This window comes from Trichocoleus sp. ST-U1, from assembly GCF_039961835.1.
GTDB lineage: Bacteria > Cyanobacteriota > Cyanobacteriia > Cyanobacteriales > FACHB-T130 > FACHB-T130.
Genome location: NZ_JAMPJZ010000025.1, coordinates 1 through 25,340, shown reverse-complemented (window position 1 = coordinate 25,340; position 25,340 = coordinate 1). Strand labels below are relative to the sequence as shown.

Annotated in this window: 27 protein-coding genes and 1 pseudogene; 16 read left to right on the top strand and 12 right to left on the bottom strand. The window is 47.2% G+C overall.

Going from position 1 to position 25,340, the window contains the following annotated elements:
* Nucleotides 1–77: 77 nt before the first annotated feature.
* The 3 genes and pseudogenes from NDA06_RS11630 to NDA06_RS11620 all read right to left on the bottom strand — a co-directional run bounded on the left by NDA06_RS11630 (nucleotide 78) and on the right by NDA06_RS11620 (nucleotide 2,491).
* Nucleotides 78–760: pseudogene (locus tag NDA06_RS11630) on the bottom strand (SDR family oxidoreductase).
* A 99-nt stretch (nucleotides 761–859) separates the two neighbouring features.
* Nucleotides 860–1,711: a pentapeptide repeat-containing protein gene (locus tag NDA06_RS11625; protein WP_190986026.1), complete on the bottom strand. Its 852-nt coding sequence runs from the start codon at nucleotides 1,709–1,711 to the stop codon at nucleotides 860–862.
* 138 nt (nucleotides 1,712–1,849) lie between these two features.
* Nucleotides 1,850–2,491 (bottom strand): hypothetical protein, encoded by a 642-nt coding sequence (locus NDA06_RS11620; RefSeq protein WP_190414554.1) that lies wholly within the window; start codon nucleotides 2,489–2,491, stop codon nucleotides 1,850–1,852.
* Nucleotides 2,492–2,767: 276 nt separating this feature from the next.
* On the opposite strand from NDA06_RS11620, the gene NDA06_RS11615 reads away from it, so the two are divergent.
* Both NDA06_RS11615 and NDA06_RS11610 read left to right on the top strand, forming a co-directional pair.
* A complete protein-coding gene (locus tag NDA06_RS11615) occupies nucleotides 2,768–3,034 on the top strand; it encodes a hypothetical protein (RefSeq protein ID WP_190414553.1) in 267 nt (88 codons plus the stop codon).
* A gap of 29 nt (nucleotides 3,035–3,063) precedes the next feature.
* Nucleotides 3,064–3,186 carry a hypothetical protein gene (locus tag NDA06_RS11610; protein ID WP_277878399.1) on the top strand — a complete coding sequence of 41 codons (123 nt, stop codon included), beginning with the start codon at nucleotides 3,064–3,066 and terminating at the stop codon, nucleotides 3,184–3,186.
* A gap of 283 nt (nucleotides 3,187–3,469) precedes the next feature.
* Here the strand turns inward: NDA06_RS11610 and NDA06_RS11605 are convergent, their stop codons facing one another.
* Complete coding sequence (locus NDA06_RS11605; RefSeq protein WP_277878398.1) at nucleotides 3,470–3,595, bottom strand: hypothetical protein; 126 nt, start codon at nucleotides 3,593–3,595, stop codon at nucleotides 3,470–3,472.
* A gap of 150 nt (nucleotides 3,596–3,745) precedes the next feature.
* On the opposite strand from NDA06_RS11605, the gene NDA06_RS11600 reads away from it, so the two are divergent.
* Nucleotides 3,746–4,486 (top strand): DUF2993 domain-containing protein, encoded by a 741-nt coding sequence (locus tag NDA06_RS11600; protein ID WP_190434754.1) that lies wholly within the window; start codon nucleotides 3,746–3,748, stop codon nucleotides 4,484–4,486.
* A gap of 141 nt (nucleotides 4,487–4,627) precedes the next feature.
* Nucleotides 4,628–4,975, top strand: a complete 348-nt coding sequence (locus tag NDA06_RS11595) for an antibiotic biosynthesis monooxygenase (RefSeq protein WP_190430564.1) — start codon at nucleotides 4,628–4,630, stop codon at nucleotides 4,973–4,975.
* On the opposite strand, the gene NDA06_RS11590 is transcribed toward NDA06_RS11595, so the two are convergent.
* Both NDA06_RS11590 and NDA06_RS11585 read right to left on the bottom strand, forming a co-directional pair.
* Nucleotides 4,936–5,307: a hypothetical protein gene (locus NDA06_RS11590; RefSeq protein ID WP_190672066.1), complete on the bottom strand. Its 372-nt coding sequence runs from the start codon at nucleotides 5,305–5,307 to the stop codon at nucleotides 4,936–4,938. The genes NDA06_RS11595 and NDA06_RS11590 overlap by 40 nt on opposite strands.
* A gap of 275 nt (nucleotides 5,308–5,582) precedes the next feature.
* On the bottom strand, nucleotides 5,583–6,077 hold the full coding sequence (locus NDA06_RS11585; RefSeq protein WP_190986025.1) for a peptidoglycan-binding protein: 495 nt from the start codon (nucleotides 6,075–6,077) through the stop codon (nucleotides 5,583–5,585).
* A 227-nt stretch (nucleotides 6,078–6,304) separates the two neighbouring features.
* On the opposite strand from NDA06_RS11585, the gene NDA06_RS11580 reads away from it, so the two are divergent.
* Entirely contained in the window at nucleotides 6,305–6,478 is a 174-nt protein-coding gene (locus NDA06_RS11580; RefSeq protein WP_190986024.1) for a hypothetical protein, read from the top strand.
* Nucleotides 6,475–6,921: a hypothetical protein gene (locus NDA06_RS11575; protein WP_190986023.1), complete on the top strand. Its 447-nt coding sequence runs from the start codon at nucleotides 6,475–6,477 to the stop codon at nucleotides 6,919–6,921. Before NDA06_RS11580 ends, NDA06_RS11575 begins: the two co-directional genes overlap by 4 nt.
* Nucleotides 6,922–7,018: 97 nt before the next feature.
* On the opposite strand, the gene NDA06_RS11570 is transcribed toward NDA06_RS11575, so the two are convergent.
* Nucleotides 7,019–7,243 carry a hypothetical protein gene (locus NDA06_RS11570; protein ID WP_190414545.1) on the bottom strand — a complete coding sequence of 75 codons (225 nt, stop codon included), beginning with the start codon at nucleotides 7,241–7,243 and terminating at the stop codon, nucleotides 7,019–7,021.
* A 642-nt stretch (nucleotides 7,244–7,885) separates the two neighbouring features.
* Here NDA06_RS11570 and NDA06_RS11565 point away from each other — a divergent pair.
* Nucleotides 7,886–8,362, top strand: a complete 477-nt coding sequence (locus tag NDA06_RS11565; protein ID WP_190430150.1) for a universal stress protein — start codon at nucleotides 7,886–7,888, stop codon at nucleotides 8,360–8,362.
* A gap of 495 nt (nucleotides 8,363–8,857) precedes the next feature.
* Here the strand turns inward: NDA06_RS11565 and NDA06_RS11560 are convergent, their stop codons facing one another.
* Nucleotides 8,858–9,058, bottom strand: coding sequence for a hypothetical protein (locus NDA06_RS11560; RefSeq protein ID WP_190986022.1), 201 nt, complete (start codon nucleotides 9,056–9,058; stop codon nucleotides 8,858–8,860).
* Here NDA06_RS11560 and NDA06_RS11555 point away from each other — a divergent pair.
* The 4 genes from NDA06_RS11555 to NDA06_RS11540 all read left to right on the top strand — a co-directional run bounded on the left by NDA06_RS11555 (nucleotide 9,057) and on the right by NDA06_RS11540 (nucleotide 17,059).
* On the top strand, nucleotides 9,057–10,622 hold the full coding sequence (locus NDA06_RS11555) for an adenylate/guanylate cyclase domain-containing protein (RefSeq protein WP_242037133.1): 1,566 nt from the start codon (nucleotides 9,057–9,059) through the stop codon (nucleotides 10,620–10,622). The two genes, NDA06_RS11560 and NDA06_RS11555, sit on opposite strands and share 2 nt — an antisense overlap.
* A 308-nt stretch (nucleotides 10,623–10,930) precedes the next feature.
* Nucleotides 10,931–14,065, top strand: a complete 3,135-nt coding sequence (locus NDA06_RS11550; RefSeq protein WP_190986021.1) for a plasmid replication protein, CyRepA1 family — start codon at nucleotides 10,931–10,933, stop codon at nucleotides 14,063–14,065.
* 401 nt (nucleotides 14,066–14,466) lie between these two features.
* Nucleotides 14,467–15,420 carry an isoaspartyl peptidase/L-asparaginase family protein gene (locus NDA06_RS11545; RefSeq protein WP_190414542.1) on the top strand — a complete coding sequence of 318 codons (954 nt, stop codon included), beginning with the start codon at nucleotides 14,467–14,469 and terminating at the stop codon, nucleotides 15,418–15,420.
* A gap of 343 nt (nucleotides 15,421–15,763) precedes the next feature.
* The gene (locus NDA06_RS11540; protein WP_190986020.1) at nucleotides 15,764–17,059 is read left to right on the top strand and encodes an ATP-grasp domain-containing protein; all 1,296 of its coding nucleotides are present in this window, start codon (nucleotides 15,764–15,766) and stop codon (nucleotides 17,057–17,059) included.
* A gap of 197 nt (nucleotides 17,060–17,256) precedes the next feature.
* Here NDA06_RS11540 and NDA06_RS11535 read toward each other — a convergent pair whose 3' ends face one another.
* Nucleotides 17,257–17,787, bottom strand: coding sequence for a DUF2243 domain-containing protein (locus NDA06_RS11535; protein WP_190986019.1), 531 nt, complete (start codon nucleotides 17,785–17,787; stop codon nucleotides 17,257–17,259).
* Nucleotides 17,788–18,283: 496 nt separating this feature from the next.
* On the opposite strand from NDA06_RS11535, the gene NDA06_RS11530 reads away from it, so the two are divergent.
* Nucleotides 18,284–19,117 carry an SGNH/GDSL hydrolase family protein gene (locus tag NDA06_RS11530; RefSeq protein ID WP_190429049.1) on the top strand — a complete coding sequence of 278 codons (834 nt, stop codon included), beginning with the start codon at nucleotides 18,284–18,286 and terminating at the stop codon, nucleotides 19,115–19,117.
* Here NDA06_RS11530 and NDA06_RS11525 read toward each other — a convergent pair.
* Entirely contained in the window at nucleotides 19,089–19,799 is a 711-nt protein-coding gene (locus NDA06_RS11525) for an alpha/beta hydrolase-fold protein (protein WP_190986018.1), read from the bottom strand. The two genes, NDA06_RS11530 and NDA06_RS11525, sit on opposite strands and share 29 nt — an antisense overlap.
* 25 nt (nucleotides 19,800–19,824) lie before the next feature.
* Entirely contained in the window at nucleotides 19,825–19,962 is a 138-nt protein-coding gene (locus tag NDA06_RS11520) for a hypothetical protein (protein WP_190428724.1), read from the bottom strand.
* A 341-nt stretch (nucleotides 19,963–20,303) separates the two neighbouring features.
* Between NDA06_RS11520 and NDA06_RS11515 the strand changes: the two genes are divergently transcribed.
* Nucleotides 20,304–21,014 (top strand): hypothetical protein, encoded by a 711-nt coding sequence (locus NDA06_RS11515; RefSeq protein ID WP_190986017.1) that lies wholly within the window; start codon nucleotides 20,304–20,306, stop codon nucleotides 21,012–21,014.
* A gap of 192 nt (nucleotides 21,015–21,206) precedes the next feature.
* Here the strand turns inward: NDA06_RS11515 and NDA06_RS11510 are convergent, their stop codons facing one another.
* On the bottom strand, nucleotides 21,207–21,752 hold the full coding sequence (locus tag NDA06_RS11510; protein ID WP_190986016.1) for a hypothetical protein: 546 nt from the start codon (nucleotides 21,750–21,752) through the stop codon (nucleotides 21,207–21,209).
* A gap of 272 nt (nucleotides 21,753–22,024) precedes the next feature.
* On the opposite strand from NDA06_RS11510, the gene NDA06_RS11505 reads away from it, so the two are divergent.
* From NDA06_RS11505 to NDA06_RS11495, 3 genes are all read left to right on the top strand, one after another.
* Nucleotides 22,025–23,506 carry a cytochrome P450 gene (locus tag NDA06_RS11505; RefSeq protein ID WP_190986015.1) on the top strand — a complete coding sequence of 494 codons (1,482 nt, stop codon included), beginning with the start codon at nucleotides 22,025–22,027 and terminating at the stop codon, nucleotides 23,504–23,506.
* Between the two features lie 288 nt (nucleotides 23,507–23,794).
* On the top strand, nucleotides 23,795–24,340 hold the full coding sequence (gene psbP, locus NDA06_RS11500; protein ID WP_190430730.1) for a photosystem II reaction center PsbP: 546 nt from the start codon (nucleotides 23,795–23,797) through the stop codon (nucleotides 24,338–24,340).
* A 136-nt stretch (nucleotides 24,341–24,476) separates the two neighbouring features.
* Nucleotides 24,477–25,073, top strand: coding sequence for a nucleoside triphosphate pyrophosphatase (locus NDA06_RS11495; RefSeq protein ID WP_190433954.1), 597 nt, complete (start codon nucleotides 24,477–24,479; stop codon nucleotides 25,071–25,073).
* Nucleotides 25,074–25,340: the final 267 nt, after the last annotated feature.

Below are 25,340 nucleotides of genomic sequence, written 5' to 3'. Positions count from 1 at the left end.
GAACCCATATAGTACAAAGAGAAGTAAAGTTTATTTCTGTCTTTAATTCTCGTTCATAGATTAACCGCATAGGAAGGTTATGAAGGAACTGTCAGCGGCACACCATTGTCTTTTGGTGCCATTTGCAATAAAAATGGCACCGCTTTTTTAACCCAATCTTTCACCGCTGTGTAAGCAGCCGCTTCTTCTCCAAAACAAGTCTCTAACATATCGGTATGAATAATGCCTGGGTTGAGGGGAATCGCCGCCATTCCCGAAGGTAATTCTTGAGCCAACGACTGAGTTAATCCTTCAATTGCCCACTTGGAAGCACAGTAAGGTGCAAATTCAGGCGAGGTGGAGCGACCCCAAGTTGAACTCAAGTTGACAATGATGCCATTGTTCTTTTTAATCATAGCTGGAACAAAGGAGCGGATTACATTCACGACTCCTTTAATATTGACATCAATGAGTCGAGAAAATTCCGTGCTATCAACTTTCCAAAGCGGGGCGGGTTGATTGATTAATGCGGCATTATTAATTAATAAATCAGGGGATGAGTAGTTATTTAAAAGTTGCTCAGCCAGGTTTTTACTTGATATTCATCCGCAACATCTACGCTGGGAAAATGATAGGGCGTTCCAAATTTTCGCTCAAGTTTCTGTGTTGCTTCTGTGGAACGGGCGCACCCACAAACTGTATGACCTTGCTCAATAAATTTTTCAGTCATGGCAAGACCGAGACCCCGACTTACCCCTGTAATTACAATCAGTTTTTTCATGAGTTAGACTAATTTAGGATTTTAGATTTGGGATTTTTGAAGGGTCTGGCGGAAAGAAGCCATGAATCGCATTTCTACAACCCAAAATTTAATTGCCAGCTAAGGGTGAATTGTGCCATCAGGCATGATTGCTTTTTGGAGTATCGTCCGCGTCAGGTTAACGCCGGTGAGGTTAGCGCCGGTAAGATTCGCCGCAGTGAGGTTAGCGCCGGTGAGATTAGCACCCCTCAAGTTCGCTTTGTTCAAATTAGCGCCGGAGAGGTTCGATTTGCTGAGGTTAGTCCATCTGAAATCAGCCTGAGTCAGGTTCGCTTCGCTCAAGTTAGACCTAAAGAGATAAGCACCATTGAAGTGAGCCTCGATTAAGTTTGCTTTGTGTAGGTCAGCTTTGTAAAGGTAAGCTCCTAGTAGTTCAGCGTCGTAAAGATTAGCATTACTGAGATCGACGGCTATTAGGTTCGCTGCCATCAAGTTAGCTTCGCTGAGGTTCGTTCTAGCCAGCTTTGCTGCACCGAGATCGGCTTTGTGAAGATTAGCGCTTCTGAGATCGGTGCCGATCAGGTTCGCGTTAGTTAGATTCGCTCTTCTTAGGTTAGCTCCTCTGAGGTCAGCCCCGATCAGGTTCGCATCGCCCAGATCGGCATCGCTGAGGTTGGCAATGCTGAGGTTCGCAATGCTGAGGTTCGCTTCACTCAGGTTTGCCTCCATTAGGGAAGCGGAGTGGAGATTTGCATCGCTGAGGGTAGCCTGGCTGAGGTTAGCGGCGATGAGTAAACTATTGCACAGATCCGCCCTTCTCAGGTTAGCGCCTGTGAGGATTGCGCCTCTGAGGTTGACCCCTCTGAGGTTGGCTTCGCTCAAATCGGGTTCTATTTGTCGGTTTTTTCTTCTCCACTCAATCCATTTCACTGCACCGTTCTGAAGTAGTGCAAGATGCTCTAGATTTGCCATTTAGATTTCCTTTGCTTAACCCACCAGTGCTAACGCATTGACTTTAATCTGAAGTGGCTTTCTTTGAAAGCAAGCGATCGCCCATTTGTAAAGAGCGATCGCATTCCCCTTCTCTCCCTCGTCATCCCCATCCTTTCGCTATTCTTGACGCCAACTAGCAGGATTTTCACGACCAGGCACGCCTTCTAGCGCCACCAACGCTGCCGCAGAACCCGCCAGAATATCCTGTTCTGCTCCGCCCAAATAGAGGCGTCCGAAGCTTCCCACAGCTTGCACTTCCAAGATGTTAATTGCCGCCGCTTTCTCCGCCGCATTCGCCGCCAGTGCTGCATAAGCAGCAGGTTGAACTTCTAATACATAAAGCGTTTGCCCTGCCAGAAGTAGCTGTCCTCGCCGCGTGCGATTGATCAGCTGCGTTTGGTGAGCATCAATGTTGCGGATAATCTGGCTAGAAACGACGTGCGGCTTGAGACATTCATTTCGATGCACTCCCAGCGCCTCCAAAATGGCTTTACCCGCCGCCCGCGTCTCCCCTTGGCGGCTGGAATGCACTTCTAGTAGCCCGTATAGTCGTTCGACCACCTGCACCCCTGGACGTACAGAGGCAGCTTTGAGGGCGACATCAGTAATCCGGTTAATTTCAATGCCCGGTGAGATTTCAATCCACAGCGACGTATCTCCTGGCAATGGCAAGAACCCTAGTGCTACCGTCCCCATGTAAGCTGCGTGCTGAGGCTGCAAGCTGTCTAGAAATACGTAACTGCGTAGTTCTATGCCCAAGGTAATTAACTCCGGAAGTTAGAAAAAAGGAATCGGGTGCAACATCTGAGTTTACCGCGATCTCAGATCGCCAGAAGCTGCATCTGGTCAGCCAATAAGAGAAGCGATCGCTTCCCGCCGAAGGACTCTCCCATTTAGGGATTTGAAGACTCACGCAACCAGGGTTCTACCTATTTATAGACAATCGGGTTCTACCCCTTTATAGACACAACCACCCAGACAGGCGCGTTAGCTTAATTCACATAAGTTAACAATAAAAGAATACACCTTTAAGTTATGATGCCTAACCTGTTTGAAGCAACCAAAGAATATTGGCGCAAATTAGATCAGTTAGAAGCTGCCTATGAAAAGGGCGAAGTCTCGATTGAAGAGGTAGATGCTAAAGTTCAATTGCTCATGGCTGAACTCGGACGAGAACGCCGTGCAGCGTTTACCTATGTTTTTTATGGCTTGCGCCGTCTTTGGGATGAGCAACGGGAAACCATTGTTGGGGTGGCAATTCTCGGAGTTCTCGCGGTTTTCCTTCAAATTGAATACACCTAAAATTCCTAAATCGGGTCTGATACTCAGGGATGGCGTGGGTTGTTCTGAATGAATCTCGATCGGGGATTGTAAAGATGACCGACGCTTCGGCAACCTGGAATGTATTGGGTGTGTCACGTTACAAAAGAGCGATCGCCCAGAGACCAGCTTAATATTGTAGCCGCCGAGCGATTTTCCTCCGTCTGGGCGCTCATTAACCATAATGTAAAGATTTTTATCTAGCGCGTGTCAGTTGATCAAGTGTCACGTAGTAGAGTATTAGCTCGATTGAACAAGCGATATTCTTTAGTTGTGTGAGGAGCAAGTTTAGAAGAAAAAGCGTCTGGGGTCGAAACACGGCAAGACTCCCAGGCGCTTTTTCATATCTGTCAAAATCCTTCAACAACGAACTACAGCCCAGATTCATGGCTTATCTTGTCTCCAGAAACGACACATTTAGACTGATAAGCAGGTAGGCAATACTTTGAGATCGGGAATGGATGGGGCTTTTGACCCAACCCCTAACTCCTCTGCAATGCCCAGAGGAACTGTGAAAATGGCTCTGGCTCCCGTTCCCTGCATAGGAACGGGTTGGGGGTTAGGTTTGCCTGAGCCAAAAAATATTGGACTAGATGATTTATTACATTTTGTTTATTCCGAGATGCAGATACGCTGCTGAGTGATGAGCGTCTAGAGTAACCAGTATCAGCACACTTCTTGAGATTAAGCACTATGACAGACGAGCCACGCCTAGAGGAGCAGGCCCTCTCCCAGGCTGTCGAAATGGGGTTATCTAGCCAGATGGATAGCGTAGAGAACATCAATGTAGATGTCCGAACCGATTTGCTGAAGATGGCTCAAGGAAAGGCTAATTCAGTTTCGGTTGAAGGTCGGGGTCTGGCGATTCAGAAAGATATTCGCGTGCAGGAAATGGAATTGCACGCCGATAATATTGCGATCAATCTCTTTGACGCGATATTCGGTCAGATTAAGCTGAACCATCCGCTAGACGCGACTGCCCGTGTTGTCCTCACCGAACAAGATATCAACCGCGCTTTAAACTCAGACTACATCCGCAGCAAGTTTCAAAGCATGGAGTTGAATGCAGATGGTCAAATCGTGACCTTGGAACCGCAAGAACTGGAAATGCATCTGCCGGGTGAGGGCAAGATGGAATTCAGTGGAAAAATGCTACTGCATGACGTGGATAAGGCTCGACAAGTCGGTTTCGCCGCCGTAGTGCGTCCGCGCACTTCTTCAACGCCAATCTTGTTGGAGGGGTTTAGCTGTAATCCTGGACAAGGCATTTCACTGGAACTCACGATCGCCTTGATGGAGAAGTTAGGAGAACTGGCAAACTTGCCCTATTTTGACCTCCAAGGGATGGCAATCCGCATTAAGGAGATGGATGTACAAGAGGGTAGTTTAACCCTTTATACCGAAGCCTACATCAAGCAAATTCCCGATCAATGATCGAGGATGAAGGGCGCGATAGCGAAGCGCTGCTGCTTTCAGCAGATCGCATCAATCAAGCGGTTCTCCCTTCAACCCATTAGCGTACCGTAGGCTTAGCCCCGACAAAACCGCGATAACCCCAGCTTCTAGGAGGAAACCATGACAGAGTTTCAAGATTTTTTAAAGCACAAATTTGCCTATGTTGCGATTGGAGAATTCAAACCTGGCAAATTTGATGAGGCTGAGCAACTCTATGAAAAAGCTGTCTCAACGTACACGCACGGCTTTAAGGGGTCGTACTTACTGCAAGAACCGGGGACTGACCGAGGAATCGCTATTATTCTTTGGGAGAGTATCGAAGATATGCAAGCCAATCAAAGCGAGGCATACCAAGCCATCTTAAATCAGATGAATCCTTTGTTTGAGGAAGCGCCGACCACTGCTTTCTATGAAATTGTCAGTGAAATTCAGCCTACAAATGCAAGTGGTGAATCCCCATCCATATAATCAACCCGAAAAAGCGATCGCTCTATCCGGTCGGAGACATTTGAGTCATTTGATGTCAAAGGCTTTCTCGCGGGCACTCCTGACTCCAACTTGATGGCGAGATCGATGAGGAATCGCACATGACCAATGGTTGAAGCAAGGCCAGCTTCGTTTACAGGACACCCAAACCGGGGGAAGGATTCTTGGGGATGTTGCCAACGCAACCATAGCTTTCCATCAATCACTTTTGTACTAATTGACCAGCCTTTATATTGGCTGGGAACTTCTTTAACGTCAGTATCAAGGACGTTGGATGTTACTGAGGGTTGGGGTTGACTCGGTGGGATCATCATTAGGGCACGGGAACTTAATGCCCTAAATATCGGTGAAAATACTATGGCGAATCGTGATTCAACCCGCAAGCAAAAGTGATTGTTTAAAAAGATTTAGGTGACAGAACTTTGGAACCCCTCGTGATGCACCTCGGATGGTGAGTGTGAGGTGCATCACATTCGCAAGCAGGAGAGCGGTTTGGTAGAATTCAGCCGGTGGCGTCACCAGGTCAAAATCTACGGCTAGCGATCGCTTGAAATGTGCAAGTATTGAAAAGCGTATCCACGCAACCGGCTCAACACCCCCCGATTTGTTGACGCACCTTACTCAACCCGTACCAGGTTTTTTCGCCCACAATTCCGTCTGCTAATAGACCACTACGCAGTTGAAAGGATCTCACAGCAGCTTCAGTGTGGGGTCCGAAGATTCCATTCACTTCTTCATCAAAATCACCAGATAAAGACAGTACACTCTGAAGCGTGATGACTATCTCACCTTTAGCGCCTCGTTTCAGCACTGGCATATTTACGGGAGCGCCGGTGTAGAGAGCCTGCCAGGTCATTTGACCCACGACGCCATCTTCTTTGAGAAACATCCAATTTTGAAAAACAAGAACGGCAAATTCGACTTCTCCATTAAAGTTTCCGTTGATAGCTCCGTTATAAGCAAACCTTTTAGTTAATAGTTGTTGTAATTCTTTTACTGCGGCTCCAGAGTTCCCTATTTGCAGTACGGGCTTATTGAGTTGAGCTGGTTTGACTGATATTTGAGTTGATTCTTTAGCAAGCATGGCTTAAGTCTCTTGGAATTCCTGTGTTTGACTATTCCAAACTAACCAAAGCGTTCTCCCTTCCACCTCGCACGCTCAGTTCATGCAACTGGATATTTCAATATCCCGCTTGTTGGTCACCCATTAGCAGGAGGTGGTAAAAACTACTGAGTGGCTCCTTGATTCGCTCCCAGGAACCAGAGACGGCTTGGTCGAGAAGGTTTGTCCCAACTTAAGTTGGCAGTCTTATGATGGGTTTATGGCGCGTCAAGACATCGACTTGCGTCGAGTTGGGAAGTGGGATTTTTGCTTTTTATGATTCGTGGCAACAGTTTTGGTTATTCTTGTCAGGCGTGGCCTATGACAGTAGCAAGAGCAAATCTGCTCTTGAGGTGCGATCGCATCCACAGCTAAACCGATGAAGGTAATTCAGCAAACTTTTACATTACTCACCCTGCGAGAACGCCCAGTTGGCATTTGGATGCTGAGTAGTTTTACCGCTGTTTTAGGGCTTCTCGTTTTTATTTCTTCCAATTGGCCGATTGATTTTTTTGGATTGTTCTGCATTTTTTGCGCTAACTTGATGATGTTTGGAAGTCCGGTGAAGACTTGCCGGTTTGATAAACATCTCAATCGAGTAATTCTCAAACAAAAAGGTTGGCTGGGAACTCAAGTAACGGGTTATTCAATTGACAAGATTACGGGGGTTCAAGTAGAAGAATCTAACTTAGGAGGAATTCGCTTTTACCGGCTTACTCTGATGCTTTTATCAGGACAGCGATTTTATTTAACTCCGATTCCTAGCACTGACTGGCAATTACAACAAAGTTTGGCTAGCTACATCCAGCAATTTCTCAGCCATTAAAGTGGCGGCAAAAACGCTATGAGCGACTCTTTTGGGTAGACGCGATCGCGTGTCTTCAAAGCGAAGCGTTCGCCTACCCCTGACAAGTCTGTGCTATTTACCAATCCACCTCATCCGCATCAATCCGTTGGAGCTGGGAATGATGAGGAAAATCATACCACCCATCATCCGTTGTGTAGCCTATGCGATCGCCCGCCTCGTATTTCACCACTACCCCTTCCGTACAAAAGTCCAAGCGCCTGACTCGACACCCAACCGGAAACTGCTCAACCAGTTTGGGTGAGATGCAGGGTTTGAGAGCGACCGCGCTAGTGTTCACCATTTTCAGACCTCGGCGCGAAGAGTGCTGCCACGAGCAATGCTAGTTTGAGTGTAGCCCCTTCACTCCACTACTGCTAGTGTTGCTAATTCTAGTAAAGTGTGTTTAACCCTACCAGTGGGGCTGGGATCAACTAAAGGAAAGGTAGAGGATCGTTGCGGGACGCTGATTTCACAAGCTTTTCCGGGGAAAAACGGTATCAAATTAAACAATCTTCACGGTAGGTAATTGGCGATCGCAGCATTGCTATGTATTTGTCACCCTGATGTCACATTTGCATGAGTAAACTTTATGTAGGCATAGGGTAATTGCTTCTGACATATCCATCAGTTAAAGAACGATGTCCTCTCAGCAGAAGGAATGAGAGGGCATTTTTTTATGGATAGCGATCGCGACTGGGATTGGCAACGATACCCGGGTTGGGAAAGCTAGTCCTCGGCTACCAAACAAGCAAAGCGCTAGACCAGTTGCTCTTTGGCATTCCTGCCCAGTCTCGACTAATTTGGTCGAAGAGTATCATCTGCACCTCTGATAATGGAGGAACTGGTAGTCATAGCCCGAACCGCAAGGAGAGCTAAACATCCAGGGTTCGCTGGTCAAGAAGTGCTGCATTCTGGCAACAAAAACAGGTTGGGACTGGTGTGTATGTTTTACAAAATTCTCGTGGCAATGGATAGCTCTGAAATTGGCAAGCAAGTCTTTGATGAAGCCGTATCCTTAGCGAAAGCGTTCCATGCCAGTCTGATGCTATTGCACGTCCTATCTGCGAATGAAGAGGGCAGTCCGGGGATTCCTGGGATGCCGGGTCTGGATTACTATCCTTGGCGACGCGATGATGTCCCAAGCGACTATCGACAGCAGTGGGATGCATTTGAAAGTCAATACTTGGCGCTACTGCGATCGCGTGCAGATGAAGCAACGAAGGCAGGAATTAGTACCGAATTCACCCAAAGCCTTGGCAGTCGGGGTGAAAACATCTGTGACTTAGCCCAAACTTGGGGTGCCGATCTCATCGTAATGGGGCGTCGGGGTCGTTCTGCAATTGGTGAGTTAGTTCTCGGTAGCGTCAGCAATTACGTCCTCCATCATGCCCCCTGCTCGGTTCTGGTTGTCCATCGTTGAGTTTGTAAATAGCACGGTTTGGTTGTTTTAGAGGAACGAGGGCAAGACGAGCAACAGCGATCGCAGCATTGCTATTTACTTGTCATACCCCTGTCACATTGCCGACTTATGCTTGTTTTTAAGAAGCATGGTGAAAACCCTTCTCACACCCATCAGTTAGACGATGCCCTTTCAGCGGAAGAGATGAGAGGGCATTTTTTTTACTAAGCGATCGCGCAAGTGAATGTCACGCATTTAAGCTACCTCAAATAAGGTTCGCTCAAAAAAGCGACTGGAAACCCACCTTGAACAATCGCTATACATAAATCTATCTACCACTCAAGAACTGCTTACTCATCAGTGAGATTCTGCCTTCTTTATAGAAGGCTTTTTTGTGAAATTGCGATTCATCCCAATGAGCGTAGGGACACGGCATTGCCATTGGGACATGGCAATGCATCTGGCTCATCTTGGCATCTCATAGAGGCGAGGCATTGGGTAATAATTCCTCCCCGACTAAAAAATTGGCTGAGTTTGTAAGTTCATCTGAAAATGCCCCGGAAACAGCTCAATTTGTAAAGCATAGTGGTAAGAAATCACTGAAATACTTATCTTTTTCGCACAATGATGAGTAAGACACACTGCCGTAGGAATCGGTAAAACCAGAAGCCGGGAAGCGATCGCTGTAAAACCATGCCAAATCAAGGAGGCGGACATGGCATCCCGTTATGGATTGGTTGATAGGAGTCAATTAAACTGGCTCATTCTTTATCGTCTAGGGATGATTGCCTGTGCGCCACTCGCTGCCGAGTTGATTGGCAGTGCATTTAATATCTGGTACAACCTGACCCAGATTCAATCGCTGCTGACTCCCGCGCAGAATAGAGTCTTTGTCAATACTCTGTTGGTTTACAACGTTGTCGTCTACCCAGTCGCTCTGTCCCTCTGGGTGCAGCTCGTGCTGTCGCTACAACGACCTTTACAGCAGATCCTGCACCAGCAAACCTTAAGAGCCGAGCATCTGATTAAAGCCAGACAACTCGCGATTAATCTGCCGTGGTGGGGAATGCTTCTGGCGGGAATCGGTTGGCTGTTGTGCATTCCCGTATTTCTACTCGCCCTGCATTATGCTCCGGGAACGCTCGACCGGCGCGTATTCTTGCACCTGTCGATTTCGGTGATCGTTGCAGCGCTGATTGCCATCCCTCAAGGTTTTTTTATCGTTGAGCTGTTTACCCAGCGACTGTTGTACCCGTTGCTGTTTCAAGAAGCTCACCCGGCGGAAACACCGGGGGCTTTCCCCCTCTCGCTGCGGCAACGAGGACTCGTGTGGGCAATATCTGCTGGGGTATGTCCGATTGCTTCGCTATTACTTTTAAGCTTGACCGCTAGTTCATCCGCAACGCCCGATCCCTGGTTTACCATCGCCGTCGGGGTGTTGGGTATGGTCTTCGGGTTTAGCAGTGCTTTGATGGTCGGTCAATTAGTCGTTGAACCCGTAGAGGAGCTACAACAGGCGGCTCGGATGGTAGCATCTGGGAACCTTAATATCCACATTAAATTGCTGCGAGCCGATGAATTTGGCCCTTTAATTGATGATTTTAACGACATGATTGAGGAGTTGCGAGACAAACAACGCTTGCAAGAAACCTTTGGTCGTCATGTCGGTCAAACCGCTGCCCAACAGATTCTCCAGCGCGATCCCAGCTTGGGCGGCGTCGAGCAGGAATTAACAATTATGTTTGCCGATATCCGCAACTTTACAGCCCGGAGTGCGGTTTCCTCTCCCCAGCAAGTCGTGGCGATGCTGAACTTGTTCCTGACTGAAATGGTAAAAATTGTTGAGCAGGAACATGGGGGAATGGTAAACAAATTCTTAGGGGATGGATTTATGGCGCTGTTTGGCGTCGGAGATGATCCCCACAATCATGCTACCAAGGCTGTTGCAGCGGCTCAAAAAATGCTCGCCAGCCTGCAATCGATTAATAGCGACTTAGCAAAACAGGGACAAGCTCCTTTAGCAATGGGAATTGGCATTCATACGGGATCTGTGGTGTTAGGCAGTATCGGCTCACCCCAGCGATTGGAGTACACTGCGATCGGAGATCCGGTGAACGTCGCCTCGCGGATCGAATCTTTGACCAAAGAACTTGGAACACCGTTGCTGCTGAGTGCGGCGACTCATCAGCAATTACCCTCGACGATTTCGACTCAAGAATTGCCTCCCCAGCAGGTAAAGGGGCAACCCCACCCGATTATTGTGTATTGCCTAAAGGAATAGTCGGTATTCATGGCGGCAATTCTCATTTGGGTGCAGTACGGTTGAACCCCACCCCTGCCCCTCCCCGTAAACGAGGAGGGGTTGAATATTCTCCCCTCTCCGTGGAGGTCGAGGGGTTGGGGTGAGGTTCCGAAATTTATTGCGCTGGTGCGCTCTGTTGGGTAACGGCACCGGAAAAAACTACGATTTTACAAGGGTTTCAGGAGTTGGGTCTGTGAATTAGACATCCACGCTTTAGCTGTTTAATCGGCTGGTTCGTGGTACGGTTTTAGATCCGTTGATGTCTCAAGAGTTTTATACTCCTCCAAATGCATCCACCCAGCCTAAACCCCAAACACTTTCAGGAATTAGCCTTAGACAGCGGTATTGACCGCGATCTGGCTTTGCTCAACTTCATCTCATTGGAAGGAGACGCCTTTTATGAGTATTTGTTGATCTCCAATCGCATTCCCCGGACGAATACTGGGATGGTGAGCAGTTGGTGGCTGCATCGCTATGCTCATGGGGCGAAAGGAGGCTGGTGGTGTTCGGGACTCGATCCCCTTAACGATTGGCGGTTGATGGAGTGGGGGTGTTATAAGCCGAACCATCCCAGACCAGATAAAAAGGGTAAACTCATCAAGTACGAGCATCCGCCCTGCACGCCGACACGGATTTTTTGTCTGAGAGTGCCGCTTCATATCTGGCAGCAGACGGCATCGCGCTACGGCGTCCCCATGCCAGAGAAGATTGCGATCGCTCAAAACGGAGAAGCGCTGGGATTTTGGCAGTGGGTGCTAGAGATGAAAATCCCGACGATCCTTTGCGAGGGAGCCAAAAAAGCAGCGGCTTTGTTAACCCAAGGATATGCTGCGATCGCTTTACCGGGCATTACTAGCGGCTACCGCGTCACCAAAGACTTTCAAGGCAATGTTCTTAGCCGACAATTAATTCCAGACCTTCTGGCGTTCACGCGACTCAAACGCACTTTTTTTATCTGCTTTGACTACGAAACTCAACCCAAGACCATCAAAGCAGTCAATCAAGCGCAAACTCAACTGGGCGAACTGTTAGAGGAACAAAAGTGCCCGGTCAAAATTATCCGGCTTCCCGGATTACAAAAAGGCGTTGATGATTTTATAGTCGCCCAAGGCGCTGCCGCCTTCCAGACAGTCTATGAAGCCAGCCTCAACTTAGAAACTGACCTTGCTAAAAGCAAACCCCACACCGAGTTAACCTATTCCCCCGCACTCACCCTCAACCGGCGCTACCTGGAAAAATTGCCTTTTCCCACCTCTGGATTAGTCGGAATCAAGTCTGCGAAAGGAACCGGGAAAACCACTGCGCTGGTATCGCTGATTCAACAAGCGAAAAATAGAGGCGATCGCGTTCTGCTGCTCACCCATAGAATCCAACTAGGGCAGTTCTTATGCGAAAAAATCGGAGTGAATTGGATTAATCACCGCACACTCGAAAAGCGGGAAAAAAACTCGCATAACTTATTGCCCATTGCCCCATCGTTAGGACTCTGTATTGATTCCATTTGGAAGCTAAACCCAGAACATTGGCAAGGCGCGATCGTGATTCTGGATGAAGTTGAGCAATCTTTATGGCATCTCCTCAACAGCGACACTTGTAAAGACAAGCGAATCAAGATATTAAGAGTCTTCCAGCAGCTAATCTCCACCGTTCTACAAACTGGCGGTTTGGTTATCGCCCAAGATGCTGACTTATCAGACCTTTCCCTAGACTACCTGAAAGGACTCGCAGGAATTAAAATTGAGCCGTGGGTTGTATTAAATGAGTGGAAGCCTGATGGCTGGGATGTCACCTTTCACAACACCCCAAATCCAACCCTGCTAATTCAACAGTTGGAACTCGATCTGATAGCCGGACGAAAGTGTTATGTTACAACCGATAGTCGTTCTGGTCGTTACAGTTCAGAAACCATCGATCGCTACATCAAACAACGTCTAGAACAGTTCCTTCGACAATACCCCAAGACATTAGTAGTTAGTTCCCAAACAACCAGCACTCCCGGTCATGAGGCGGTCAATTTTGTTGAAGCTATCAATCAAAAAGCCTTAGACTATGACGCGGTTTTTGTGACTCCTAGCCTAGGTACGGGAGTCAGCATTGATGTAGAACATTTTGACCGGGTTTATGGTATTTTTCAAGGCGTAATCCCAGACTCGGAAGCACGACAAGCATTAGCCAGAGTTCGTCAGAGCGTGCCGCGAATTGTTTGGTGTGCCAAACGAGGCATTGGCATGATTGGCAGTGGTAGTAAGAATTATCGGGTACTGTCTCACTGGTACCAGGAAAATCAGAAAGAAAACCTAGCTTTGATGAGTCCGCTTCATCCAGTTGATGTTGATTTGCCTTTAGTTTATGACTTAATTCACCTCAGAAGTTGGGCAAAATTTGCAGCCAGAGTAAATGCTTCGATTACTCTGTACCGTCAATCGATGTTAGAAGGATTAATCGCTGAAGGACATCAGGTAAATGTCATGAGCGATGCTCCCCCTCACGAGCGTCTCAGAGAGCTACGGATGGCGCTTTTAGCAGCAGCTCCTCGCGATTGGGAAACTTCTAAGAAGCTGGTTCGAGAAATTGTTAAAATTCAACAAGAATTTGAAGTGCGCCGCAAAAAGACTAAATCTATCAAGCATCAAATTGTCAAAATTCGGAATCAAATTGAATTACAAGCAGCGAGTGCAGTTGCGAATTCTCCAGACATTGAGCGCAGAGAATATGAGCGTCTGTTAACCAAGCGTTCTTTGACAGATGAGGAGCGAAATCAAGTGCAGAAATACATCTTGAAACAGCGCTATGGGGTAGAAGTGACTCCTCAATTAAAGTTACGGGACGATCGGGGATATTATTCACAGTTGTTGGTTCACTACTATTTGACTCACGAAAGCGAGTATTTTCAACTACAAGATCAACAAGAATGGCATCAGCAGTTGGAAAGAGGCGAGGGTAAAGTTTTCCTGCCAGATTTGAATACTTACACTTTGAAAATAGAGGCACTTAGAGCATTAGGAGTGCTGCAATTTATCCATCCGGAGCGTGAATTTAAAGAAACTGATTTAGACTTAGTTGAACTCAAAGCGACTGCACTCCGGTGTAGCAAACACATTAAACGTGCTATTGGAATCAGCATTCCGATGGAAACCGAAAAAGAGCGCCTAAGTTGCATAAAAGTGCTTAGCAAGGTTTTGAATTTACTCGGATTAAAGCTAAGGTCATTTAAAAGAAAAGAAAATGGATATAAAAATCAAATAAAAGTTTATAGAATTGACTCAAAAACTCTTGATGATGGCAGGAACGAAATCTTTGAAGCGTGGCGTTACAGGGAAGGCTTGATAGAGGAGAGTGTTTCCAACCAGAGAGTTTTCACCCTGAAATCTGAAAGATGTACTACCCCATGCAAACCAGCGCTATTTCATTCCCAGCGATAAACGGATGAACGGGGAGCAACACCGATGCAACAACCAGCAATTTTAAGAGTTTTTGTATTTAAAGTTACAAATTTAGTTCATACAGAATTCAGCCTTAAGTGCAAGTAAGACATTCTATAGGGATGAAGCTGTAAGTTAAAGGCTGCCCTTAAATGTAAAACAGGGAACAAACGACAGGGAATATTACCTGTAGGGAATTCCAACCACTAGACACAGCGATCGCAATCGGGTCAATAGCCAAACCCGGCTTTAGCTGAGCAAGCTCCCTAAGCAGTCTTTCTTTACGCTGCTAGGTGCTTAGGCTTACTTAGGCTAACGCAGGGATGAGTGCGATTGTTTCACAAAGCCGTTTGCGCGATCGCATTTACATACATCTAACCAGAATTTAGAAATAGGCACGTATGACAATAAGCATAATTGTTCATGGTGGAGCAAAAACCATTACAGAGGGCAAGGTTGAAGCCAATCATGCAGGCTGCTTGGCAGCAGTAGAAGCAGGTTGGACAGTGCTTCGCAGTGGAGGCAGTGCTGGAGAAGCCGTTGAGGCAGCCATCCGTGTTCTCGAAACTGACCAGACGTTTAACGCCGGATTTGGTGCAACTCTCAACAGTGAAGGAGAGGTAGAGCTAGACGCGGCGATGATGGAGGGCGATCGCTTAGGTTGGGGAGCGGTAGCAGCAGTTCAAGGAGTGCGTCATCCAATCTCGGTGGCACACAAGATTATGGATGAAAAAGCCCGGTTCCTAGTAGCGCGGAGCGGCGAACGCTTCGCTGCTGAACACGAGATGGAGATGTGTGCAAAAGAAGACCTGATCAGTGAGGAGCAGCGACAGGAGTGGGAAGAGGAGCAAGAAGTTATCGATCGCCCCAACACCGTCGGTTGTGTGGCTCTAGATGCTAACGGCACCATAGTTGCCGGAACCTCCACTGGGGGCACTACAGGTCAACCACAAGGTCGCGTTGGCGACACAGCCCTGGTTGGTTGCGGCTTATACGCTGATAACCACTTGGGCGGTTGCTCAACGACGGGTGATGGCGAGTCAATTATCCCAGTGGTTCTTGCCAAGACAGCGATTGATTTTTTGGCTGGAGACACCCATCCAGAGGAAGCAGCACAGAAGGCGATTGACACTCTTGTCTCTAAGGTTGAAGGAGAGGCTGGCTGCATCCTGATAGACCGTCAGGGACGTATTGGGTGGTCGTACAACTCGTCTGACATGGCGGTAGCTTATATGACCGCAGAAATGGACAAACCAGTGGCGTTTATCAAGAAAGAAGAAGAAAACAACTCAAAAGTAGCATCCTTTGAGCCACATACAGAACAGATGCAGACGACTCACTCACCAGCCGCATAATCGAGTTGGCTACCCATTTAAGACGGGATGGAACCCCACCCCAACCTTTGTGAGATGCTAGCAGTTCAGATACCCGACTTCTCCAAGAAGTCGGGTATCTCGTATTCAGTTCAGCTCAGATTGAGGCGGTGATGCAAGTAGCTAGAAAAGCTCAAATTGCTGAATGATAACAATTCATTCATTCTCTAAGCAAAAGTTGTGTGGGCATTTTATCAGCTTTGCTTATCTTCCCATTTCTCCTGAAGTGAATACTCCCTAGGAAGATGATAGAAAAATTGGTTTATTGAGAGAATACTGATTGTTTGCTGTGCAGCCTGCTTTTGCTTCATAGGGGTAATTTTTTATGAACTCAACATACGACTTTCAATACTTTCAGGGGAATTCTCTTTCCGATCTGTTTGCTCAAGACATCACAGATGGGCGGTATGCATTTATCCTAAATTACCCGGCGACTGCGACTTGGGCTGCTTACCCTAACAATAAAAAATACTATATTCAAGACGGTAGTAGTGAAGCCACCAAAACTTCCTTCGATAAAATTTGCCAGAAGGAACCTTGGAAAAATCTAGCGGTGTTAGGCGATCTCCTTCCAGGAGTTATCATCAGTTCGCCAGAAGACGCGCTGGTTAACTATTGGCGGGAACATTTTGGTTTCAGCTACAAAAACATAGAGAGGATAGACTGCTCAACTTATCTGGATGAACTCAGCCAGATAGATACTCCGGAAGAATCTCAAAGCGATCGCTTTGACAAACTCATCACTCTATTTCCCTTCGATCATCTCAAACCAGAAAAACACGCTGTTCATCCGGATACTCACTACCGCTTGCTTAGCAAAGTAGCGCTAGCCGATCTGGGGATACAATGTCCAAAATATAAAACCTACAATCTGCACCAAATTAGCCTGGAAGACATTCAGCTACCACAATTCCCATACTTGATCAAAACCTCCCACGGACTCTCAGGCGAAGGTACTTATATTATCAAAAGCGCCAGCGAGTTAAACTACTGCTTGCATGAATTAAGGAAATACCTAGAGATTAAGTTCGTGGATACGATTATTGTTTCGGAATTTGTCAAGAATGAAGTGCAGAACTACTGCGTGCAGTTCTATGTCAGCAAGACAGGAGAGATTACGCTGATTGGCACTACAACCCAACTTGTCACTCCAGAAGGCAATTATTTAGGAGGACTCATTCACTACCGAGAAACCGACATGAGCAAGTTCTTTGAGATGATTGCTGCGGTTGGTAAGTATGCTCATCAACAAGGGTATTTCGGCGTGATTGGCTTTGATGTATTGGAAGATAAAGACGGACAACTCTATGCAATCGATGCCAATTTTCGAGTGAATGGCTCGACTCCACTCTGCTTACAGCGTCATACTTTGCTGGGACTGGGAAAAGAAGTCGCTAAGTATTCTAGCGATTATCGGATGGATGGGACATTAGAGTCCATTCTTGCCACGTTGAAACCAGAATTGGAGCGTAAAGATTTTACGATATTGTCAGCTTTGGAGAAGGTTAAATACGGGAAAATCTACACCGAAATTTACGGAATTGTTGCTGGAGAAACGACCGAAGAAATGCAACAGATCGAGCAGAGTTTACAACATAAAGGATTACACATACTCAGTTAGAGGTTACTGGAGAGCTGATTTAAATACCGGGTATTAACTGTTGAATCTTTGTCAATAGTTATACTCTACGTATTCAGAACCCCGACTTCTTAGAGAAGTCGGGGTTCTGACATTCACGAATCAGTTAAGACTGCTTTATAGAAAGGTCCGTCTAGTAAGCAATAATGACTGTTCTCAATACTGACTCGCTCAAACTTCTACGTTTCAGCTTCATTTTTATTCGATTTTGCTGATTGCAATACTATCCAACCAGCACTAGCGATTAAGGAACTAATCACTAAAAAGCCAATATCATAAGCTAACGTATGCGAACCCGGTCTGACATGATGAATGCCTAAAATCTGATGATCGATAACTCCTTCAATAAGATTGAACGCTCCAAATCCTAGTAATAGTGAACCAATAAAGGTTGGTGCTGACAAAAAATGACTTTGTTTTGCGGCTCCCCAAAACAGAAAAAGCCCAATTAATGTTAGTAGCCAATCAAACAGATGAAACAACCCATCGCCAAGAGTATTTAGTTCCAAACCGGCAACGGTAGCATCAGTTTTAACACTAGAAAACATATGATGCCATTGTAATAATTGATGAATGACAATCCCATCAAAAAATCCAGCCTGACTCATTCCTAACACAATACCAGCCACAATCAGAGGGCGGCGATCGCGCTGATGGACGGAAGAATTTCCTTGGCTACTCGCCTGGGATGTAGTTTGGTTTGAAGTCATGGCAATACCTCTGTAACAACCTCAGCGCGTACAGCACTCGCAACGAAAACGAATTCTTGAGTGCGGTTCGTTATTGACGATGGGGAGAAGAATTTGACTCCCAGAAAATAAACGGAAGCGGAAACAGACCTATCTTCGGGATTAGGCTGCTTCAATTGTTTCGCTTCCTCTCAGAAATTACATCTAACTCCTAGAGGATTGACGATTGTTTTTTGGTATACAAGCTGGGCTAATTCTCTGGCGTTGAGCAGCGATCGCATTTTAGGCTATTGGCAAAATCCACACTAGAAAGTATTCGGTTGCGTCCTCCGCTGCTGAAGTCAGCTTGTTAGCCTAGAGAAGCGACAAATCGCCAACATCTTTACTGAAAATTAGAACCACCAATAATTGTTGAAGTTGGTTTTAATCAGGTAAAAATAGCACTCTTCGGATCTTTCAAGAAAGAACCAAGAAAGAACAGAATTTTATCAGCAGGACTTGAGACCTGATTTTTGTCATGGCTGTACTCACAACATCTATTCAGAACACTCATCCGATTACAGAACTCTATGTGTTTGGTGACAGTCTCTCGGATGCGGGGACGGTGTTCCGAGCGACAGGAGGAATGTATCCACCCAACCCACCTTACTTTCAGGGGCGTTACTCAAATGGTCGGGTTTGGGTTGAGTATCTGGCTCTGCGCCTGGATCTCGCCTCTAATCAAACCAAAAATTTTGCTTACGGAGGAGCAACTTCTGGAAACGATCGCAACAGTTTTGTCCCTGGTTTGCTAGCCCAAGTGCAATCGTTTATCCAAACACATCAACCGCTGAATTCAGAGGCACTGTATGTGCTATGGGCGGGGGGAAATGATTATTTACAGGGAGTCGAGCTAGCCACAATTCCTGTTGAAAATATCACTAAAGCGATCGCTTCTCTGGCTGATAAGGGTGCTAAAAAGCTCCTGGTGGTAAACTTACCCGATTTGGGACAGTTGCCGACTACCCGAACCAGTGCAAATGCTGCCAGACTCAGTGCATTAACCCAAGCCCATAATCAAGGTTTGAGGCGATCGCTTAAGGTAGCTCAGCAGCATTCTGACCTTCAGATTGCGACTCTAGATGCCAATCGGCTGTATCGAGAAGCGATCGCGAATCCGGCAGCGTTTGGCTTTACTAATGTCCTCAATGCCTGTTTGGCTGGCGCTGGGACTTCTGGCAGTCCAGACCAGTTTTTGTTCTGGGATGGCATTCATCCAACAACAGCGACTCATCGCATTTTAGGGGAAACTGCCTTTGCCGCGATTCAAGAAGCAGGGATGCTCAATTCTCCTTCGGTGCTGTTTGGGTAAACCACTCCATTGAAGCTTGAGCGATCGCTCCTGGAACCGTGTGGGGTCCATTGAACTCGTGGTACTGCACGTCATAGCTTGCCCGTTGTAACTGCGGCACAATCCGGCGACTGCATCGCTCAATCGGCAACACCGTGTCTCCCTTCCCATGAGAAATGAATACCTGCGGTTTCCCTTCCTGTCCCGCCGGAGCCATGAATCCCGGTGAGAAAGCAATGATGTGGCTAAACAAGTCGCCATTGGTAATGCCCACTGAAAGGGCGTAGGAAGCCCCATCAGAGAAACCCGCGATCGCTACCTGATTTGGCGCGATCGCGTAACGGCTGAAGGTTTGTGCCAGCGCCCGGTCAATAAAAGTAATATCGGCACCGTACCCACTCCGAATCACGTCCCAAGTTTGTCGGCGCGAGTCTACTGCCAACAAAATTGTCTGGAAGGGATCTGCCAGATGGCGGACGATATTCAGCGCCCCTTCTGAATCGCCTCCGGCTCCATGCAACATCAACACCAGTGGCGCAGGGCGGTCTGCCCGATAGGTTTTGGGTACATAGACGAAACCATCCCGCTGCCCGTCCAGCCCTAGGGGGTGCAATCCGGGAGTTGCGGTTGCGGTGGGGCGAGTTGGGCGGGATAACAATCGTCCTTCTGTGGCGGATGAATCAGCTTGCTTTGAACTTTCCATTGTCAATAAATTCTGTTGCAAACAACTAGAGAGTTGAGAGATCGCGAACGGTAAGATCGTGCCTGCTACCCCAAGCCGGAGTAGTTGTCGCCGTGTCCAATAAGCAGGAAAGCTTTTGTATTGCCTCATAGCGATCGCGCAGCGTCCCCGGCTCGTTAGTCATCAGAGAGAGCCATACCTTCACGCTAGGATTTTTAACGGTTTCCTGCCTTAATCTTTGGGAAGATTCAGACTGGTTTAATCGCTGGTTTTTATCAGCCTGTTAACCCTAGAAAAGGATAAAACCGTTATTAATTGGAACGTCGATCCCATCAGAGGGATATAGAGCGTTAAATTCTGTAAAACATCAAGATACAGATGTATTCAGAGGAGCTATGTGCGTTTGGGAGCGCTCGTCTGGTGAGAAAAAATATAGTTTCGCTACTAGCTGTGTTGGTGGGGCTTTCCTATGCATGGATCGGGATCTTCACGTCTCTGAACTCTTATTTTTTCAACTATCGTGCAATGACCATTCCTGGCTGGTTTAGGTTAGGGGCAACTATCGCTCTTGGGCTATATCTTCTGGGTGTCTATACGACGGCTCTGGCGTTTCAACAGATTTCAACCCGAAAATCGGCAATTGAGCCATCGTTTTTGGTGTTGGGTTGCATCATCGGTTTGCTGGTTGGCAGTTTACCCTTTTTCCTGAATTTCCTAACCCCAATCCCGTACCTGCTTTATTCTCCATATATTATTTTGCCTATTTCACTTTTGCTATCTTTTTTAGGAATTCGGATTGCTTGTAGATATGAACGAAGTAAATCTAATTCCACGCTAAGAGTTTTATTGTTTAGAGCCTTAATTCCGTGCGCGATCGCCTTAACCTTAATCTGGCTTCACAACGGCAGTTTCCCCAGTGTCAAAGCTCCTGCTGAAGTTCGGCAGGAATGGGCGTACATACAATTTGGGGATTACAAGGAAGTGGTGAACTCAATCAAAACTTGTCAGCCCATTCTAGAACGAGTAGGCAGCGTGAAAGTTGTGGCACCGACCCAAGGCAGAAACTATATTATTTCCGATCCAGGGAGTTCCGGTCATCAGGGGGAATTGACTTTAGAAGTAATCGGAGACAAAGGTGTAGGTGTCGCTAACTTTAACTTCCACATCGTTACTTCAGTTTCACAGGTTCGATTTACCAATCGGGGGAAAACAGAAACAATCGTCTGTCGAAGGTAGGGGAAAATCTGATTTTTTCTGCCCCAACTCGATCGTCCCTGCAAAAGCGATCGCCTCTGCAAAGTTGCTTCATCGACAGATGCCCAAGCGAGTGGCATAACCATTGATTCAACTGTTAATTAGCTGTAGAAAACCGCCTATGGCGTAGTTATGTCGCACCCGGCCAAACACGCATCGCGCTTGCAAAGAGGATTAAAAATTAGAGCGACGTTTAGACTGATTTAGAAAATCCTTTAAGGTAAACCAGAGAGATAAACTTCCTAACATTATCAAACTAGCTCCGAGCGGATAGACGTACCAACGATTATCCTGCTCAACTTTTAGAGACTTAGCTTTTGAATCTTGGACAAATGTATTGATCTGGGAGGTTTTTTTCTCTGTAAAACTAAAACCGTTATTCATTGGAAAGTAGAGTTTCCCGTCAGATGTTTGCAAGACAAGCTGAGTTGATTTTCCATGTTTCTGAACGTTTGCTTTCTCTAATCGATCGAGTGGGAAGGGAGTCACGGTTTCCCCTCGCAAACTCGACACCACGAGTTTACACATACCTAACGATTGGCGGCGATCGCATTCTAAGGTTGCCAGTTGAGGATTCAGCAAAAACATTCCACCCCGGATAACCATAAAAACGCCTAGAACCGTTATCCAGAACGGTTTTTTCAGATGTACGGAAACGCCCTGAAGTTCAAATGAGGTATATCGCCGCCCTGCTTTTTTGGAATCTTTGTCAGTTCCCATGCTTGTCCTCTCCTGTAGGGCATTGAACAACATAAGTGCCGCTTTGTTGAGATACAAGCCCATGCATCCTGACTCCGGTTAGCTCGATAAAACCGTCTATGCCGTAGTTATCTGGCACCCGACCAAAAACGCGATCGCGATAACTTCTGGTTGATGAAGATAGTTAACCCAACGGAGCAAGTAAACTCAAGAGGCAGTTAAGGTTAAGCGCATACAGTTACAGACTGTTCGCGCATTTGCTTGATTTGATGTCATCACCGAAGGAGACTAGGATGACTTCGACCACCCTAAAGCCTAATTTAACCGTTCCCGGCCCCCGTCCAGTCCCCATTCTCGGACGTGCTGCCCATGTTTATCGCTTCGCGTCCGACTCAATCGGCTATACCCGCGATCTCTTCCAAACCTATGGATCGGTGGTCTCCCTGACTTATGGAGGCGGCACAAATCTTTACTCACCGCTCCCCAATTGTCCCGGTAGTGTATTTGTCTATGGCCCGGAACTCGTGCGCCAAGTGACGACCCAGCACGAGATTTATTATAAGCATCCCTTATCCGGAAAATTGTACCGCAGGCGGGAAGCCTCGGCGCGGACAGAACCCCTGAAGCACTTTGCCGTGGGACTCTTTGGCATCAATAGCGATCGCCATCGGCAAGCTCGTCAACTCCTCATGCCCGCCTTTCACAAACAGCGCATCGAGTCCTACCGCAACGATATCGTTACCATCACCCAATCGGTACTCGATCAAATCCGGGTTGGGGAAAAAAGTGACATTGACCAGATTATGCGGCTGCTGACAATGCGAGTGGCGACCAAAACGCTGTTTGGTGCTGATGTTGGCGAGATGGGTGGCATTACCGGGAAACTTTTTCAGGATACTGTAGGTTTGCTGGGAACGCCCATGATGGCACTATTCCCTGTGGACTTACCAGGATTGCCCTACCATCGCTTTCTGAATCTAATCGCCCAACTTGACGACGAGATGCGATCGCTGATTGCAACTAAAAGGGCAAAGGGCACTGACGATGGAGATGTGCTGTCGATGCTGATCCAAGCTCGTGACGCCGAAACTGGCCTCGCTCTGAGCGATGATGAATTGCTGGGACATACTGGCGTCTTCTTTTTAGCCGGACACGAAACCAGTTCCAATGCACTTACCTGGACGCTGTTCCTCCTCTCCCAACATCCGCAAATTTTTGCCGATCTCCTCGACGAACTCGAAAGCGTGCTGCATGGTGAAGCGCCGACAGTCGAGCAATTGCAACAATTGCCGTTATTAGAGCGAGTTATCAAAGAGAGTATGCGTGTATTGCCGCCAGTCCCCTGGAATGGGCGCGTCACCGCGCAACCGACTGAACTCGGTGGTTATGCCTTGCCTTCGGGAACGGAGGTATTTGTCAGTATTTACCAGACTCACCAGATGCCCGAACTCTATCCAGAACCGGCGGTTTTTAATCCGCACCGTTGGGAAGGATTTGAACCCACTATTTTTGAATACAATCCCTTCAGCGCTGGGCCTCGGATGTGCATCGGTGCAGCCTTTGCCATGATGGAAATCAAAATAGTGCTGGCAATGCTTTTACAACGCTACCGCCTGCAATGCATTCCCCATCTGAAGGTAGACCGTTTTGGGGTGATTGTCATGGCACCGAAATATGGGATGCCAACGATCGTCCATCAGCAAGATCGTCAGTTTAGCCAGGGAGTGGGTGGCGTGTGCGGTAACGTGCGAGAGATGGTGAAATTGCCTGAATAATCCGTGCGAGTAGGGGCGACGCATTCGGACAAAAAATCTTGGGCGATAGACACTCGGAACCCCACCCCTGCCCCTCCCCGTGAACGGGGAGGGGTTCAATATTTCCCCTCTCCGTGAACGGAGAGGGGTTAGGGGTGAGGTTCGGGACTGCATCCAATAGAGAATTGCGGCTATTTGAGACGGCAAACCAGGTTATTTCCTCTGTAGCGTTGTTTCCTCTGAAGTTCCCCGGAAGTGGGAAAATGAGACAAATGGCGCTTAGTGACAAAATTGCAAGGAAAGAGGGAAATGCTAAAACGGATTGCCGCACTACTACTGGTGGTATTAAGCGTAAGCTTGCAAAGTTGCACTGTCGCTAGTGCCACCAGTGGCTTAAAAAGCTATGTAGATAGCACCGACGGTTATCAGTTCCTATATCCCAACGGCTGGCTTCCAGTCGAGGTGAAAGGTGGAGCCGATGTAGTGTTCCACGATATCATTGAGCCTTCTGAAAATGTGTCAGTCGTCATTAACCCGGTTGGGGCAGAGAAAAGCCTCGCTGAGTTGGGGACACCGACGGAAGTGGGATACAAATTATCAAAAAGCGCGATCGCACCCCCAGGATCGGGACGCGAGGCAGAATTAGTGAACGCTGAAAAGCTGGAATCTAACTCTAAGACTTATTACATACTGGAATACACCGTCAAACTCCCCAATCAGCAACGCCATAATCTTGCCTCTATCGCCGTCAGTCGCGGTAAACTTGTCACCTTCAACGCTTCTACCACAGAAAAACGCTGGGAAAAGTTGAAGCCATTGTTAGAGCAAGTCGTTAGTTCATTTTCTGTCTATTAATAGCGATCGGCTGATGGCTAATGGCTCATAAAAGTGATGAGAGTGATAAGAGTTGAGGCGAAAAGAGAATTATTTAATTCAAAACTCAACACTTAAAACTTTTGACAATTAGCAACTCGCCACTGACAACAGAACGATGACCCTTCCCACTTTAGTCTTAGCCTCCGCTTCTCCAGCTCGCCGTCGCCTGTTGCAAAGTGCCGGAATCGAGCCGGTGGTTTGCCCTAGTGATTTTGATGAGTCCCAAGTCTCAACTAGCGTTGCATCCGAATTGGTGCAAACTCTGGCGTTGCGGAAAGCGGAAACGGTTGCGAATCAATTTCCAGATGCTTTGATATTGGGATGCGATTCGGTGTTGCTGGTTAACGGTGAGATTCATGGGAAACCAGCAGATGCAGCACAAGCGATCGCCCGTTGGCAAAAAATGCGCTCCCAAATCGGCGAACTCTATACGGGTCATGCTTTAATTGACCAGCAGCAAGACAAAACCGTGGTACGCTGCGGCATCACAAAAGTTTATTTTGCCGATACTAGCGATCGCCAGATTGAAGCCTACGTCGCCACTGGCGAACCCCTCAAATGTGCTGGCTGCTTTGCCCTCGAAGGGAGAGGGGGACTATTTGTAGACAAACTGGAAGGTTGCCATACAAATGTCATTGGTCTGAGCTTGCCACTACTTCGCCAGATGTTCGGTGAACTGGGATACGATGTCACCGATTTTTGGCAAAGATGAAGGATGAAAGAAGTTTGTTGTCCATTGCTACTAGCAAATAACAACTGATAATTGATTTGTGCCTTTTTCTTGAATTGCTCCGGAATTTGTTAAGGTTCCTAGATTTTTGATTAAGGCAAAGGATCTGCGTGTCTAATATTGGCTAAGGCAAAGCTTTTGGAGGGCTTTTGTTCATGGGAGTAAGTAACGAGTTTAAAGCACAACTCAAGGCTGGCAAAATTTTTGAGGCGCTCACCTTGGCACTCAGCGAAGCCATCGAGTTAGAAA